Here is a 16,114-nt window from a genome sequence, read left to right as displayed (position 1 = left end):
TCGCAGCCGGATACGCAAAAAACAGTCGTCGCTTCATCGAATTGTTTATTCAGAACTTCACGATCTACACAAGCAGAATGCGCTGGTAGCCCTCTACTCCGCGCCCCGCCGCAAGGGACGGAGCGCTGTGGAAGATGGCCAGTTTGCCCCTACGGCTTGCTGAGCGACCAGATCAAGTCGCACGTGCCATGGTCGGCTTCTGTCGCACGGGCATCGACCGTCACCGGGAACGAAGGATCCCCCGGGTCTCGGACAGGCCGTCGTAGTGGAAAGAATAGTACAGTTAGGCAATACCGTTTCGAGCATCCCGTAGCGGCCTGAAGCCTTACAAAAAATCTTAGGCTTAGGCTTGAGATTTCGCAGTACTGTGGGTAAGCATCAATCTTTTTCTCCTGTTTCGTGACGGCTTTTATCGTCAGAGGCCAGCAAGTCCTTCTGACTTCGGGAATTCGAGCTAGCTTCAACCGAGAACACTTACCGTACTGCTCCCCCTAGGCTCACTCCAGACACTGCTTCCACTAACTCTCATGAAATTATCTAATTGATCACCATTGGGAGAGCGTGACAATTCAATAGAATCGAAGTCAGCCTCCCCCAGGTTAGAAGCTAGACGAAAAACAGCTCTGCAATTCTTGACCGATAATATAAAACCTGCAACGATTTCAACTAAGAAACTGTTGCTAACCACGTACCCCACTGACGATTACCTCGACTACCCCATGCAGGGCGGATGACCTACTGACAATGTCAAATATCACCTTTCTTGAGGCCCTCTCGGTTCTCTCTAAGTCCTCCCCCTTTTCCGTTAAAACGCTAACTCAGCGCGAACCGGATGAATACGACGAGTACAAGGCATGGCTCTATATTGAACAAGATATTGAACGCGATTTTGTCAAGCGTCTGAACGAAGCTGGTCCGGAAAGCATACTTTTTCTTTGCGGTAGTAGCGGCGACGGAAAGTCCGAGATCTTGACCAGGGCGGCACGTCGGTTCGGGGACAGCGTAAGGTTTCACCTTGATGCCACACATAGTTTTCAGCCACACCAATCGGCGATTGACGCCCTTGATCAATTGTTTAGCCAGGCTTCGGCTCAGGCGATCCCGCTCGCAGTTGGGATCAACATCGGACTACTAGGCAACTACGTCCAGGAAGGTTCAGACGAACACGCTAGTATCAAAGTCGCGATGCAGCGATTTCTCGACGGAGCGAAGGACAACGAGCGATTCTCCTTCTTCGATTTTGAATCGTATCCCAAGTTCAGATTTACGAAAGAAGGAGAGACTTACGCGGATTTCGCGCTCGAGATCATGCACCGCCTAACGCAACCAACGGATGACAATCCATTTTTCCGGTCAGCCGCAGCATGGCGTGATAGCCATGGCGATCCGAAACTAATCGCAAACTATCAGCTCCTGTCGATGGACGGAGTACAACGACATATTGTCAAGAGCCTGGTCAAAGTCCGACTTCTAAAAGACCAGTTCATGACATCGCGAACGCTGTTGGACTTCCTGTTCCATCTCTTGACGGGTCCTGGTTATCTTTTCGAGAATTTGTTTAACTCGTCAGGAAGTGAACTCTCCGAACGCATTGCGGAATTCGACCCTTCCCTGCTTCGCACTAAGGCTCTTGATCAGTTTGTGCTCCAGTACGAATTAGGCTTGATCGAAGATGAATGCCATGCGTTTGTCGCCTCATTAGCGCAGTGGGGCATTCGATTCAACACATCATGCGGTGCGCATGCAGAGGCGCTAATTCAACTTTTCTACGTGGCGCAGGAATCCGATCTTGGGAATAACTTCCATAAGAAATTCTCGGCAGAATTCTCCGACGAGGCTCTACATCGGTACGCAAGGCTCTGGCACTTGCACCGTGAATTTGACGGTAGCGCTGAAATGCGTGCAGAGATTCGGAAGAATTACCAAAATTTTTTGGTTGCCGGGATTGTCCGATATGCCAACAGGAACGCACCCGAACTGCCCAGAGGGGCCATTCTTCTTGGCGAATTTAACGGGGTGAAAGTTGGCGCAGAAGTCGATATGGTCCCAGATTACACTCGCTTGTCCTCTTCCGCCGGCAAGAACAGTTTGTCGAAATTTAACGTATCGATCCGTATCGGCGAAAAAGATCTTCAAACTTTCCCTGTAAATCTAAGCCTATTGCAACTGCTTCAGCGGCTAAACGAAGGATATCGCCCTAACAAATACGACAAGAACGCCATCGTGCTTCTGGAAGCGGTAGTCGAGCGACTTCGCGACATCGCCAAAACTTCACACCGACTCACGCTAGTCCAAAACGGCAAACGAACAACAGCTCGATATCTTGACGAACAGATCGAAATTAGCGGAGAAGTATAGTGCTTCCATTTTCTCACCCACTCAAAATCTCCAACAGAAACCAGCTTACTTCCTATCTTCCGGTTCGCAAAAAGGGGAATGACTTTTCGTGGGAAACCGTAACTGGCATCGTTCTCGGGCACCTCATACGCAGGGATCTCGGGGAATACAGCATGGAACAATTCCAGGCTGACTGCGAAGAACGCTTTAGCCAACTGTTAGATGACAGTTCGAATTGGCCGTTGCTCCGCTCGATGTACTTCGAAGGCGATGCCGTCCACCAAATCTCACCACTGCTGCTGCTATTTAGAAGCTCAAAGCAGGGAAATGCGAATGAAGACAATGCTGCCAATCGACGGATGAGCGAATTGTTCGCTTCGCTATACGGCGACTTCAAATTCACCGACGAGCCGCAAAACCAACTGAACTTTCTAGAACAGGAACTGATTTCGGTACTTCGCACCAAGTTGTGCGAGTCTCCAGCGCATGTGCCTGTAAAGGAACTGCCCTATCTTCCCTATCTTGCGGAGGCGTTTAAGGAAGATCTAACTTTTCTCTCAAACCATCCCAAATACCTGACCACCGAACTCACTAACGTCCTGAGGCAGTATGCATTTGCATTCTGCTCGCAGCTCGCATTGTCAATTACCAGATGGGCGGAAGGCGTTCCCCAGACCAAGCCACTCTACTTTATCTTGGACATTGAAAAGTCGTCTTCTGAGCGTGCGAAGCCAAGGGACCTAGGCTACAAATTTTTGAGCGCGCAGACCGAATGGCTGTTCCCTCTTCTTTCGGCTTCGGAAGCGCTACAAGATTCGGCGCCGGCTCTCCCTCTTTGGCAACTGTATATAGAGATCTCTTCGGCCAGTCCTGACGTGGTACTGCAGGCACTGAACGAATACAACGAAGCATTTGCCGCCGACCGAAAACTAGATTTCACTGGCCCGCAAGATAATACCCACTCCGCTTTCAGCACCACGATGGCCCTCGCGAAAGCGCAGTTTAGCAAGAACAACGGCGAACGCCACAGCGTCAACCAAAATTACGTCCGAGACCTTGAAAGGAAGATATTTGGTGACTTCATTAAATCACGTGGCCGCGCAGGCAACGTACTAGAACTGAACCAAGATCAGCTGCTACTACTCACGAATCTAGCGGTTGGTCAGAAGGAGAAGCTGCGCTTCCTCGAACTCGTCAAGGAGTTCGAACGCCGTGGGTTCTACTTTGACCTTCAGTCGCAGCAGGTATTGATCGAGTTCTATGAACGCATGGGTAATGTTGACCGTATGAGTGATAGTGGAGAGGCTGTATATGTCCGCAAGACCATTTGAACAATTCTTAGCTGAGGACTTTCTGACCTGGGCCAATCGAAACGCCAAGCCAGGTTTCCGCTTTCAATTCAAATCCCCGGATGCTGTCAACGCCATCGAATTGCACCGCGCTTTCCTTGCAAAGGCAACTGGGTCGTTAACTTACGACCGCACTGAGCTTCCGCTGGTACGATTGGATTCGCTCAATGTGCTTCCCGTGCTGCATTCTGACGCCGACGGCGGATTCACTGAGAACTACATTTCTCATCTCAGAGATTTGATCGCAGGAGGTGACGCGCCTTTCGAAGGGTCTGTACTCCTGATTATTCACAACAGCCGCCTTGATACCATTATTAACAGCGCGGAGAACCTGGCCGATCAGGGCAACATTTGGCACCCAGAATCATTAACCGAAAGACTAGCACGACTGATCTCTCCTGGTAATGGTAAAGCCACGGCCCTTCTATGCCTGCTCGAAGACCTAAGTGAACAGGTTGAGACCGACGAGTCTACTGTGTTTGGCTTAGCCGCTATCTATCGATCCATCACCGGACCAGAGATTGATTATCCTGCGTTGCAGTTATTCAATGACCCTACTCTTGAACAGATGGACGGAAACAAGGGCCAAATCCAACGTCGCATTAAGGATAATCGCGAGCTGCGTGAGAAGGTAGCGCTGGTCGCTGAAAAGTACGCGGATCAGGCAGCAGAACACCTCTCCGAATTCGGTGAACAATTCATCCAAAAGCACTTCATCGCGGGCCATGATTGGGCCGACGTAACGTTTGCCGAATACCTGAGCGAGCGCGATGCCAGCAGTAAGCCAACAGTCAGCTTTGAGAAGATCGAACCGGCCACTGGGTCAGTGGTGCACACGCGGGCACGTAGCGCAACCAAGTCGGGGCAGCGGCATGTTAGCGTAATTATAGAGATTCCTGAAGGCGAAAGTCAGGCTCGACTAGAGTTTGTCTTCTTCGGAAACGATATCAAGAAAGAAGAGATTCGGGTAACTGGGTTGCCACAAGCAGTTGCCAGAGACGACATCCATATCAATCGAGGCGGCGGCAAGAAATGCCGCGTCAATTTCTCTGCTCCATTCAACGGCGCTCCCACCTACCTGACGGTCCGACTTAGAAGAACCAATAGCGCAGAGAATCATTATTTTAGAATGCTGCTCATACAGAAGGGGCAATTCTATGTGGACGCGTTCAAGAGCCTATTTCTCGTTGACCCAAAACAGCGCTTTATTACGCTACAAATGGTCGACAACTTCTTGGCATTGCGCCCCGCTGAAGGAGCAATCGAACATCTCAAAGATGCCGAGCAAGTCATCGACGCAGCCGCATATGCAGGAGTGGACTTCTCAAGGCTAACAGACTCATACGAGCAGATTCGCTTCGGCATCTCATGTGGCGGACATACACTCCAATTCAATATCGAAGGTGCGGCTCCGGACGAAGCGATTAGCATCCCCTTATTGTTTGACAAAGACCGATCTGAAAAACTGCTCGATGACAGCTACTACGCGGAATACAACCCTCGGACAAATCGCCTGATCTTAGATAACCGAGAAAGCGCGGCTGTTGGGGTCCGACTCCAGCTGCTGAATATCGAAAGCGAGATGGTGTCCGGGCGCATGCTGTCATTTTCGGCATCCCCAATCACAACCACAGACATTGTCTCAGACCATCAAGAATTAGCGGATGCGTATGACATTTGGTTAAGCTATTTGAATGAGCGTCGCACAACCCCAAGTCTTGTCTCCTGGGGCAAAGCGTTTTGCTCATTAACGCGCGCTGTACTCGATGCTTACGAGAGAACCCTCGCAGGTATTGCGAAAAATAGTGTGCTGACGGAGAAACAACGGACTTTGCTCAGTTTAGGCATGGCAAGAGTGGGCGAAACCGAGTACTTCACTCCGTTCCACCCGCTTGTTCTGTCCTACCATCTTCAAATTGTTTCAGCATTGAAGAACGAACGGGACGAAGGGTTTGACAGTCTCAAAACCATGCCCTCCGTTACCCGAGAGCGACTGACGCCCGCTGGGTTGATTCCGTTCATTTACGAGACCGATAACGCCGCAGCGCACATGATGGCGGTGAAGGAAAATTCCTTCTGGCTTCAACTCGTGCCCCAGCGAGAAGCGAGCTACGGATTCGTTCGTCGCCTGGTAAAGGACAAGCTGAACGAATTTGGCGAAGCCTACAGACGGCTGCTCTCCAAAGGCGCAAGAAATACGCTTGTGGTGAATGCGTTGAACCTCGGTCGAGCGTATGAACTCCTGTTGGGCATCTTGGACTATGTGCGATCTGGTGGCGTTGATGCTTGCTCCATCCACGTCAACTTCTATGACGAAGAGCTTATCTTTAGCGATTTCGATCGGTTCTCTGAGAATGCATCGGTGTCCGATTTAAAGGCGTGGTTAAGACTTGGGGAGGATGGACGCAATGATGACCTCGATTTCCTGGTTGACCTGGTTCGTAACCGCCTTACTTATAGCAAATTTACGACCCCAAAGGCCGGCCAGGGGCTAAAGTATGCACACCTCGCGTTCTTCCGCAATAACGCTCGTGTCGATGTGCGTACTATTAACATTGAATCTTCACTCAGCGGAGTGCTTTGCGACGGGTTAATCGCAGGAGAGGCATCTGAAGCGATGGCGGAGTCGTACTTCACGGCGTTTGGTCTTCGCAATACAGAGTACGAGCAGTTCCAAACACTTCGACTTGCGCGCGCCATTGGGGGACTACTACAGCCTGCGCGACAACATAATGCGCAGTTCACCGGCCACGGGATCGGCGTAGCTGCATCCACAGAGTTCAAAGGGTTGTTAAATAGCTCTTACGATAGTGCTCTGTGGACTACAATCATCGACCCTAAAGTCACCCTCGATTTCTTCACTTCCCAAAAAGATGTTGTGCTGATTCACTATTCAGATCAGTACACGAGTTCCGCTGGCTATGACGCTATTACGGTCACCAAGCAGGTCGATGTGTTCCAGAGGCTTCTCGGGTCCGATTCGCTGCTCACGGAATTCAACGCTTTTAACGGCGGCTGGTTGCTCGAAATGCTGACCTCGAATGCCAACACACGCAAGGAGCGGCGCGGAATCATTGGCGCTTACAAATTTGTCAGAGCAATGCTTGCGGAGTCCGGAATTAGCTGGATACCACTCTCTGTCGCTGAAATGGTGCGAGTTTCGGGAAATGTTGGTCTCGACATCAAGTCGAGTGACTTTGCACGTGGACTTCACGGCAGCAATAAAGGAGCGATTTCGGATGACGTCCTTTTCGTCGGCTTTAAAGGTCAAGAAATGTACCTGCTGCCAGTCGAAGTCAAGACTGGAGCAAGACCTGATTTTGGGAAAGCGATCGAGCAGGCCAAATCACTGCGCCAATTCATGGAAGAAAGGATTTTAGGTCCGAAGTCATTTGCGTCGAAGTTGTATCGAGGACTCTTCGTTCGACAAGTTCTCATGCAAGTAGAGAAGTACAAACTTTATGGAGTGCTCGACGACGCGAGTTTGAGCGCGCTGCTTCCAAACCGTGAATGGTGGATGCGGGGCGAGTATAGTGTTGGTCAATTGAAGGACTACCCGCAGGGTATGGTCATCGCACATTTGGATAGCGCCATGTGCTTCGACCCGTCCTACAGCCAGGTTGACGATGTGCTGAAAATTGAACTACCTATTTCGTTGCTTGATAGCCTGATCAATGCAAATGACAGCGCTAAGCTGCAAGAAGTTACTGTAGGATGCCACGTCCCTCGGCAGTACCTCCTCAAGCAGAATCAGAATCAAACCAATGCTGATTTAAATGACGAAGCCCCGACGATCGACGTGGTCCCGTCGACATCGACTGGCGTGCCAGCTGCGCTGGTTGAAAGCTCCGTGAAATCGCACACCACAATTAGAAGCAACGATCCCTTGCGCATCCTGATCGGACATCAATCACTCGGCGCCGCACCACTGTATTGGGAACCCACCAATACAGCGAAGTTCATGAATACGAACTCCGGCATCATTGGGACCATGGGAACCGGAAAAACGCAGTTCACCAAGTCGTTGATCGCCCAGCTTTCATGGAGCCAGGACTCCAATGTCGATGGCCAATCGATCGGCATCCTTATTTTCGACTACAAGTCGGATTATGTGGATGACCAATTCGTGGAAGCGACAGGAGCTCGCAAATTCAAGCTTGCAAAGTTACCGTACAACCCATTGAGTCTGTTCGGCGACATGCCCATGCTGCCGCTTCATACCGCAGCGGGATTTGCCGAAACGATGACCCGCGCATATGCGCTCGGGAAGAAGCAGCAGATGAAACTAGAAAATCTGGTAATTGCCAGCTACGCTGAGGCGGGAATCATGCCGGAAGAACCATCGAGCTGGTCACTACCGCCTCCTACTATCGACGATGTGTGGAATCTTTTCCTCTCTCAAGACAAGGTGGAGGAAGATTCTCTCTTTGCAGCGCTCTCCAAACTTGCGCGGTTCAAAATATTTGAGAGCGACAAGTCCAAGATTCAGAGCCTCTACGAACTCCTGGATGGCGTAACCGTGATAGAGCTTGCAGGATTCTCACCTGATGTCCAGAACCTGGTCGTCGGCCTGACACTGGACTTGTTCTACTCTCAGATGCAAAAGCAAGGCAAGCCGCGTGTTCACGGAGACTTCAGACAAATTACCAAAATGGTTCTTGTCGATGAAGCAGATAATTTCATGTCCCAAGACTTCCCCGCGCTGAGGAAGATTCTCAAGGAAGGACGTGAATATGGAGTGGGTCTGGTCTTGTCGACGCAAGACATAACCCACTTCCGAACAGCGGAGAACGATTACTCGGCATATATCTTGACCTGGGTTGTGCATCGCGTGGGCCAAATTAAGAATGCCGATATCAAGATTATCTTCAACAAGGATGATCGCACCGACCAGGAGCAGTTGATGGAGACGGTACGCAAGCTCGACAAGCATTACAGTCTTTATATTGACGGAGAGAAAGTTGTCCACAAGATGCGGGACCGCGCTTTCTGGGAACTACTTTCGGAGAAAAAATTTCAATAATGCAACATTTAGAATAGCGGTTTAGGCACGTCTGTTTCCTGCCGGTGTTCGTTACTTTATAGCTGATTGTTTGCTATAATTTTCACAAACATCCAGAGTCAAGCATGAGTGCCAACTTCGAATACATTTTCCCTGCTATACGTGGGATCCAGGCGGAACGCGAATACTTCGTTTCGATGTGCCCGCTTCGCCTGATCCCTCGCATCTTCCTGTTTGACGACGAGGAACTTCTGCCTGAGCTGCGAGCTCAGCGGACCCTGAACAAGGGGCGAATCCCTGAAATTGCGCGATATGTCTTGAGCAACCGTAATGGCTACGTTTTCTCGGCCATCACTGCTTCCGTGGACGGATCAGTTCGGTTCCAGCCATTAGGAACAGACGGCGAAGCTAGCCGTCTAGGAGCGCTGCACGTCGACATGTCAGCTCGCTTCATCATCAACGATGGACAACATAGACGTGCCGCCATTGAACAGGCATTGGCAAGTGCGCCAGAAATGGGCGATGAAACGATTTCCGTTGTTTTTTTCATAGACCGTGGACTGGTGCGCAGCCAACAGATGTTTTCAGATCTGAATCAGCATGCAGTGCGTCCTAGCCGGTCCTTGGCGCTGCTGTACGATCATCGGACCGATATGTCGCAGATCGCCAAACTGGTGTCACTCAAATCACCGGCGTTCAAAGATCTGGTTGAAACCGAGCGTAGCACCTTGTCGGAGCGCTCGCGTAAGCTTTTCACCCTCAGCGCGATTCATAGCGCCTGCTCTGCTCTGTTGGAAAATGAAGAATACTCCGATGTTAATCATGCAGCAGAAGCTTGTGTCGAGTTCTGGGGCGAGGTGTCCAAACAAATTCCTGAATGGTCTTTTGTACGCACCGGGCGCATGACCTCCGGAGAGATCCGGCGAGACTTTCTGCACTCACACGCTATTGCCCTACAAGCGTTTGGCATCGTTGGACGCGAACTGACTCGTCTTCATAAGGAGAGTTGGCGCAAGAAGCTTGCCGGAATCGGGAAGATCGACTGGTCGAGATCTAACGCACAGTTGTGGGAAGGGCGCGCTTTAATTGGTGGACGCGTATCCAAAGCATCTCACAACGTAACCCTCACTACCAATCTCATTAAAAAACACCTTGGATTGCCTCTCGGCCCTGAGGAAGAGCGGGTCGAACAGTCGTTCAACCGCGGAAAGACACAATCGTAACTCATGGAATCCCTAAACTTGGCCGACCGCGTCGCACTAGCTATTAAAAACACCCAGGAACTCTACTTAAGCGATCCCTTACCCTGGATCGTCGGTTACAGCGGAGGAAAAGACTCCACCGCGACTTTACAGTTGATCTGGGAATCCATTCGTCAACTACCGCCACACCAGCGGCACAAGGAAATTCACGTAATCAGTACCGATACGTTGGTCGAGAACCCTGTCGTAGCGATCTGGGTCACCCATTCGTTGGAAGCCATGACAGTGGCTGCAGGCCAGCAAGAAATGCCTATCACTCCTCACCGGCTTACGCCCAAAGTTGAGGATAGGTTCTGGACTAATCTGATAGGAAAAGGCTACCCTGCTCCTCGCCCGAAGTTCCGTTGGTGCACTAGTCGCTTGAAGATCAGTGCATCGAACACCTTCATAACTGAACTCGCGAACCGCGCCGGCGAAGCCATTCTTGTTCTTGGCACGCGTCGTGCTGAAAGTGCTGCAAGGGATCGTGTTATCAGCAAGTATGAAAATAGTACTCGCGCCTTGTTAAGTCGAAACAGCGATCCGACACTTGATCGAGTCTGGGTCTATACGCCCGTCGCAAACTGGTCCACTGACGATGTGTGGGAATACCTGATCGAGACGGCCAATCCCTGGAATTACAACAATATCGAGCTTTTCCATATCTACCGCGGCGCCTCTGCAGATTCAGAGTGCCCACTCGTCGTTGATAAAAGTACGCCTAGTTGTGGCGATAGCCGATTTGGGTGCTTCGTTTGCACGATGGTCAGCGAAGACAAGTCCATGCAAGCAATGATCCAAAACGACGAAGATAAGCTCTGGATGAAACCATTGCTCGACTTCCGGAACGCGTTCCTAAAGACTTCTGGTGATCGGGAGGTCCGCGAATTCTCCAAAATGGATGGCAGCCTTCAATTACAGTTCATCAACCTGAAGCATGATCGTGTTGTGCGACGCGGACGAGTGTTGTCAGAGCGACTAATTAAACGACTTGATGACGCGGATGATCCTGAATTTCCACTTCCGAACCGCCGCGTTCTTGTACAAGAGATCCGCTTGGTCGATGCACATGGCAAGCAAACTCAAGTCGAATATGAAGTCGAGAAGGTAGCCGTCTTGGTCCATGGACCATATACACAGGCGTATAGGGCGGCAATGCTAAATGCGCTGCTTCAGGCGCAGACGGAAATCCGTGGAAAACTCCCGGACTCGGTGGCACATTTTTCCGTGATCAGCGAAGAAGAGCTGGAAGAGATTCGGCGCATTTGGGTCCATGAGAAGCATGAGTTTGAAGACTTAGTGCCGGACATCTATGCGGCGGCCGTTGGCGAACCGTATCCTTGCGGAGAGCTGGATGATGCGACACCGCTGCGTCCTGATGATTTGCGCATGCTGCGAACCGCCTGCGCAAAAGCCGAGATCGACGCTAAACATATTGGCCCGGTCTCCGCTCAAGAGATGCTTTTCAGGGACTTGCGCGAACTTCTTGGCATCCAATACAGCTATCGCGGAGCGAGTCGCCGTGTGGGGCTAACAGGCGACCTGGACTCGATCCTCGAGAACCGTTCGTTTGAAAATGAGGCGGAAGCCCTTGACTTTGCTTTGAAGAAAAAGGCTGGTGGTATCGAAATAATGTATGAAATGCGTAATGCCGAAGAAGTCCTCACCTTCTTCCCGGGCGCCGTAATGGGAGAGGTGACGGAATGATCTTTGACTCGGTTGTACTCAATAATTTTGGCGCCTATCTTGGACGACACGAGATCGATCTCTCCGTATCGCGAGACCGCCCCATTATTCTGATTGGCGCCCTGAATGGTTCGGGTAAGACCACGCTGCTCGATGCAATGCAGCTTGCCCTTTACGGCAAGAACGCCAAGTGTTCGGGCCGGGACCGTGTTGGATACACGGATTACTTGGCTTCGATGATTAATCGAAACGCACCGCCACACCAAGGTGCGAGCGTTGAGTTCAATTTCCGTACACGCCACGGCGGTAAGGACACGCACATGCGACTCGTCCGCACATGGACTAAGAAAGGTGCCGCGGTAAAGGAGTCCTTTGAAGTCTATCGTGGTGCGATGCTTGATTCGGTCGCATCAGAACGTTGGGTGGAGTTTGTGGAGGAATTCATGCCTGCGAAGATGGCTGATCTCTTCTTCTTCGATGGAGAAAAGATTGAGGCATTGGCCGATCCTGTGACGGCCTCGGATTTGCTGCGAGAAGGCGTGCATACACTTCTAGGAATTGACCTAGTTGAAGACTTGAAGACTAGCCTACTTCAAGTCGAGCGAAAACGTAAGGTCGATACTGTTAGCAAGGACGAGAAAGCGGAATTAATTCGAATCGAAGCCGAGTATGCAGAGATGCAGCGCGCAATTTCCGAGCGCAGCCAACGCCGCGCCGGCATCCAAAACCTCATCGACGACTTAGACAAGCGCGAAGCGGCTACGATGAATGCTTTCAAACGCTCTGGCGGCGAACTCATTGGAAAGCGAGACGCACTGATCGAGCGCCGGGACCATCTGGCGGAACGTAAGGTGGAGCTGGAAGACGAGTTACGCGCGCTCGCCGGAAGCAGCCTACCCCTCGCCATTGTCGGTGATCTATTGGAGTCGACACTGCAAAAGGCAAACGAGGCCCGCATTGGCAAGCAGGCAAGGATGTTGCGAGCAGAAGCAGAAACACGTGACGACGAGATCGTGCGCTTTATTTTAGCTGCGGGTGGTTCACCTTCAGTAAGCAATCAGCTGCGGGCGTTCCTCGTGGCCGACAGAGCGCACCGATATCAAGTCGTTGAAGGGCTCGATTCCTTTCCAGATTCGTTATTGGATCAATTCAGCCGACAGGCGCTCAAGGAAGCGAAAACACGACTATCGAAAGTCAGTTCCGATCATAAGGATGTCATCGAAAAACTGTCTGAGGCAGAACGAAATCTCAGCGCAATACCGTCTGACGAGTCAGTTCAACCAATCTTGCAGCAATTGGAGCAATGCCGTCGCGAACGAATCGAATTCGAAACATCTATGCGCGCCGTAGACGAAGAATTGCGCAGCTTGCGCTATAAAGCAGATCGTTTGAAGGGCCAAGCTGCAAGGGAAGCACAGCGATTGGGCGAGCGTCTAACGCGAGATCAAGTGTCGTCGCGTGTCATATCCCATTCCTCTCGAGCGCGCGAAATGTTAGAGACGTTTGGGCAACTACTACTTAGCGAAAACCTCCACAAATTGGAGGACGCCATCCTTGAGCGCTATCAGGCCCTGCTTCGCAAGAAGACTTTGGTCAAAAAGATTGTTATTGATCCTGATTCTTTCCAGATTCTTCTTTCGAGCGCGGACGGTCACCTTGTGCCAGCTGATCGACTTTCTGCCGGTGAACGTCAGCTTCTTGCAGTAGCGACACTTTGGGGCTTGTCTCGTGAGTCTGGTAGAAAGCTGCCGACCGTAATCGATACCCCATTGAGCCGGCTGGACAGTCTTCACAGGACGGCATTGGTTCGGAGCTATTTCCCGAAAGCCGGAAGCCAGGTGATCCTGCTGTCAACGGACGAAGAAATCGTTGGACGCTACAGTGAAATGCTAGCACCGCACGTGGCTAAGCACTACACCATTGTGCACGATGAAGCGAACAAAACGTCGCGTTTTGAGAATGAGTACTTTTCCGATGAGGCATTTGCGTGACCCCGATTGAATCAATTCGCCTTTCTGAGAAGGCCAAGCTCCAGTTGATCACTATGAAACGTCGAACAGGCATAGCAAACTGGAACGTGATATGTCGTTGGGCGTTTTGCTTGTCAATGCAAGAGAAGTCCATTCCACCAGATGAAGTGATTCCTGCCGATAGCTCGATTGAAATGTCGTGGAGGACCTTTGCCGGTCAGACTGATCAAGTATATCTAGGCATGCTGTTGGTGCGCGCGGACCGAGATGGGATTCCGATGGAAAAGCAGGCACTGGCCCATTATTTTCGATTACATTTGCACCGAGGAATTTCCTATCTGACGGGGGTGCATGGCGCAGAAGATTTAACAGGACTACTTGGCCTCGCGTCGGCCTCTGACGGTGTAGGAATGTAAGGGGAACAGGGGATGATCGGATTTCGCCCAGTGACGCGGGGAGAGTGGCTTTATACGAAACTCGTTGAACTTTTCATCGATGATCAGAAGGCGCTGCAGAGCGCGGTCGGCACTCTTCGAGGAAGTGCCCTTATTGGAAATCGTGCGCCTGAATTTGCAGACTATGTCGCGGGACTCTATTGTTTCAATCTGACCGCTCGACTCATTAAGACAGCACAGGCTTTGATCGCACATGATGCCTACGGCGAAGCTTTGTATCGTAGCTCGATGCTTAGTTTCCTGGCGAACCACTGCGGCATTTCTGAGTTTCGATTCGGGCGACCAAATATCAATGCACTGATCAACTTAAGCATTGAGGCTGCGTTTAGCTCGGGGAAGACAATCTCGCAGTCCGTTAAAAATGGGGTAGCGACCTCTAAGCAGCAGTGCTATTGCTACATCTGCGGCATTCAAATCTTCGTATCCGGAGAGCTCGAAGAAACGAGCGTTCAGTATGAGCACATTTGGCCGAGCTCATTCGGTGGAGACAGCATCATAGAAAACCTTTTGCCGGCATGCCCGCACTGTAATAATGCCAAAGGCTCAATGCTATTGTGGCAAGATGGTCCTGTCCACTCATTCATTCTTCCGCCAAATCCATCTGCAAATGACATCACGACAATCAACAGACGCGCAAAAATCGCGTGGCATCGGAAGGCAATCTTCGAGCTTGCCATTTCGCGCCATACCACACTGAAGGAAGCGGCGATAACTCACGGCCCCGTAGACTTTTCGGCCAGCGCGCCGGTCGATCTAGACGATGCTTCTGACTTCTTCACAATCCACTTTTAAGGGAGAGCCAACTTGGATTACCCATGCATAGTTTTTCAACAGCGAAATGGCGAGGGCGCGCCGCGGTTTTGCCTCTTTGAGGCACCTGTCGGGGAAATACTTAGTTGGTCGAGCGTTCCACGCTTATCCCATGATAACCAAGACGGAGTCCAGCGCGTCAGGAGCGACTTTCGTGTCAAGGGAATTGCCAAGTTCCTCGGCGACGAGGTACGGAACACGATCCCAACTGCTCTCGTCATCGCGTTGTCTGCTGGGGCATACCGACTCGCTGACGACGGAACAGGGCATCAGTTGATTTCGCTCGATCCGGCAAATGCGAACAATATTTTCGTAATTGACGGCCAACATCGCCTCTATGGGCTGAACGCGTTTGACGCGTCCGCGCGCGCTCCAATCGTGGCAATTCTCGACGCTACGAATGACGAAAAGGCGTTTCAGTTTATTGTCATTAATAATAAGGCAGCAAAAGTTGCGCCCGACCACATACGCGCTTTGACATTCGCTTATTCCAACGATGCGCTGGAGCCGCGTCTTCGCACGGCAAAGCTATCGCTAAGCAAGAACCTCTTCTTCGTTAAAATTGCAAATGAAACGGAAGGCAGTCCGTTCCGCGGCAAAGTAGATATCCCCTCGGTACCTGAACAAGACAGGCTTGTCGTTGCAGCTGCAATTGAATCCTGCATTAGCTATATCCAATCGAAAAAGATCGTTGGAATCGATGACGAGGATTCCGTGTCCGGTCTGTTCCTTGCAGTGTGGCGCGAGGTACACAGTGTCTGGCCAGAGCTGTTTATCGGGGAATCCAAATTGCTATCCAAGGTCGGAATGATTACGATGAATCGCTACATTATCGATTCAATCGACCTTATGGCGGGCATCTTGGACGAGTTAGACTTATCGAATGAGGAGGATGTGACTACTGCCACTAGAAAAGTTCTCCGCCTACAGACCTCTAAATTCTGGAGTTCAGAGTGGTCCTCAACGATCTCGGACTCAAAAAATGTTAGGGACCAAATCTACGATGCATTGCGCAGAGTTCAGCAGAATATCAAGCAAAATATACCGTGGTACGAAGACGTACCACTGGTCGCAGTTCCAGACATAGACTAGTCGACTTGTTCACATCTTGATCTGAAATGCAAATATATGGCGCATTTCAATCAAGAACTGATGATGCGTGCAATAGCAGTTCGTATGACTGCTGGCGGCACGAATATTCATTCAACGCAGAGCATCTCCGGCCAATTGCAAGCCGGGTCAGCTTCTTCAATCGCTTGAGTTT

General features: G+C 50.9%; 9 protein-coding genes. All 9 read left to right on the top strand.

Translation table 11 applies throughout. From position 1 onward, the window contains the following. Positions 1-744: 744 nt before the first annotated feature. The 9 genes from dptF to MKD49_RS06130 all read left to right on the top strand — a co-directional run bounded on the left by dptF (position 745) and on the right by MKD49_RS06130 (position 15,942). Complete coding sequence (dptF, locus tag MKD49_RS06170; RefSeq protein ID WP_252695798.1) at positions 745-2,358, top strand: DNA phosphorothioation-dependent restriction protein DptF; 1,614 nt, start codon at positions 745-747, stop codon at positions 2,356-2,358. 152 nt (positions 2,359-2,510) lie between these two features. Beyond that, the gene (gene dptG / locus MKD49_RS06165; RefSeq protein ID WP_252695797.1) at positions 2,511-3,668 is read left to right on the top strand and encodes a DNA phosphorothioation-dependent restriction protein DptG; all 1,158 of its coding nucleotides are present in this window, start codon (positions 2,511-2,513) and stop codon (positions 3,666-3,668) included. After that, positions 3,649-8,709 (top strand): DNA phosphorothioation-dependent restriction protein DptH, encoded by a 5,061-nt coding sequence (gene dptH / locus MKD49_RS06160; RefSeq protein ID WP_252695796.1) that lies wholly within the window; start codon positions 3,649-3,651, stop codon positions 8,707-8,709. The genes dptG and dptH overlap by 20 nt, the downstream gene beginning before the upstream one ends. A 104-nt stretch (positions 8,710-8,813) precedes the next feature. Then, positions 8,814-9,911: a DNA sulfur modification protein DndB gene (dndB, locus tag MKD49_RS06155; protein ID WP_252695795.1), complete on the top strand. Its 1,098-nt coding sequence runs from the start codon at positions 8,814-8,816 to the stop codon at positions 9,909-9,911. A gap of 18 nt (positions 9,912-9,929) precedes the next feature. Next, positions 9,930-11,636 (top strand): DNA phosphorothioation system sulfurtransferase DndC, encoded by a 1,707-nt coding sequence (gene dndC / locus MKD49_RS06150; RefSeq protein WP_252695794.1) that lies wholly within the window; start codon positions 9,930-9,932, stop codon positions 11,634-11,636. Continuing rightward, complete coding sequence (dndD, locus tag MKD49_RS06145) at positions 11,633-13,606, top strand: DNA sulfur modification protein DndD (protein ID WP_252695793.1); 1,974 nt, start codon at positions 11,633-11,635, stop codon at positions 13,604-13,606. Before dndC ends, dndD begins: the two co-directional genes overlap by 4 nt. Further along, a complete protein-coding gene (dndE, locus tag MKD49_RS06140) occupies positions 13,603-14,001 on the top strand; it encodes a DNA sulfur modification protein DndE (RefSeq protein WP_252695792.1) in 399 nt (132 codons plus the stop codon). Before dndD ends, dndE begins: the two co-directional genes overlap by 4 nt. Positions 14,002-14,013: 12 nt before the next feature. Then, positions 14,014-14,832, top strand: a complete 819-nt coding sequence (locus MKD49_RS06135; protein ID WP_252695791.1) for an HNH endonuclease — start codon at positions 14,014-14,016, stop codon at positions 14,830-14,832. A gap of 12 nt (positions 14,833-14,844) precedes the next feature. Continuing rightward, the gene (locus tag MKD49_RS06130) at positions 14,845-15,942 is read left to right on the top strand and encodes a DGQHR domain-containing protein (protein WP_252695790.1); all 1,098 of its coding nucleotides are present in this window, start codon (positions 14,845-14,847) and stop codon (positions 15,940-15,942) included. Positions 15,943-16,114: the final 172 nt, after the last annotated feature.

The organism is Herbaspirillum sp. WGmk3 (assembly GCF_023952535.1).
In the GTDB taxonomy this organism is placed as follows: domain Bacteria; phylum Pseudomonadota; class Gammaproteobacteria; order Burkholderiales; family Burkholderiaceae_D; genus Herbaspirillum; species Herbaspirillum huttiense.
The sequence above is the reverse complement of the archived record's forward strand: the minus strand, read 5'-3'. Positions and strand labels throughout refer to the sequence as shown.

Bases quoted from the DNA above. Each gene is read 5' to 3' on its own strand.
- dptF (WP_252695798.1), top strand. From the start codon at position 745: ATGTCAAATATCACCTTTCTTGAGGCCCTCTCGGTTCTCTCTAAGTCC.
- dptG (WP_252695797.1), top strand. From the start codon at position 2,511: ATGGAACAATTCCAGGCTGACTGCGAAGAACGCTTTAGCCAACTGTTA.
- dptH (WP_252695796.1), top strand. From the start codon at position 3,649: ATGTCCGCAAGACCATTTGAACAATTCTTAGCTGAGGACTTTCTGACC.
- dndB (WP_252695795.1), top strand. From the start codon at position 8,814: ATGAGTGCCAACTTCGAATACATTTTCCCTGCTATACGTGGGATCCAG.
- dndD (WP_252695793.1), top strand. From the start codon at position 11,633: ATGATCTTTGACTCGGTTGTACTCAATAATTTTGGCGCCTATCTTGGA.
- MKD49_RS06135 (WP_252695791.1), top strand. From the start codon at position 14,014: ATGATCGGATTTCGCCCAGTGACGCGGGGAGAGTGGCTTTATACGAAA.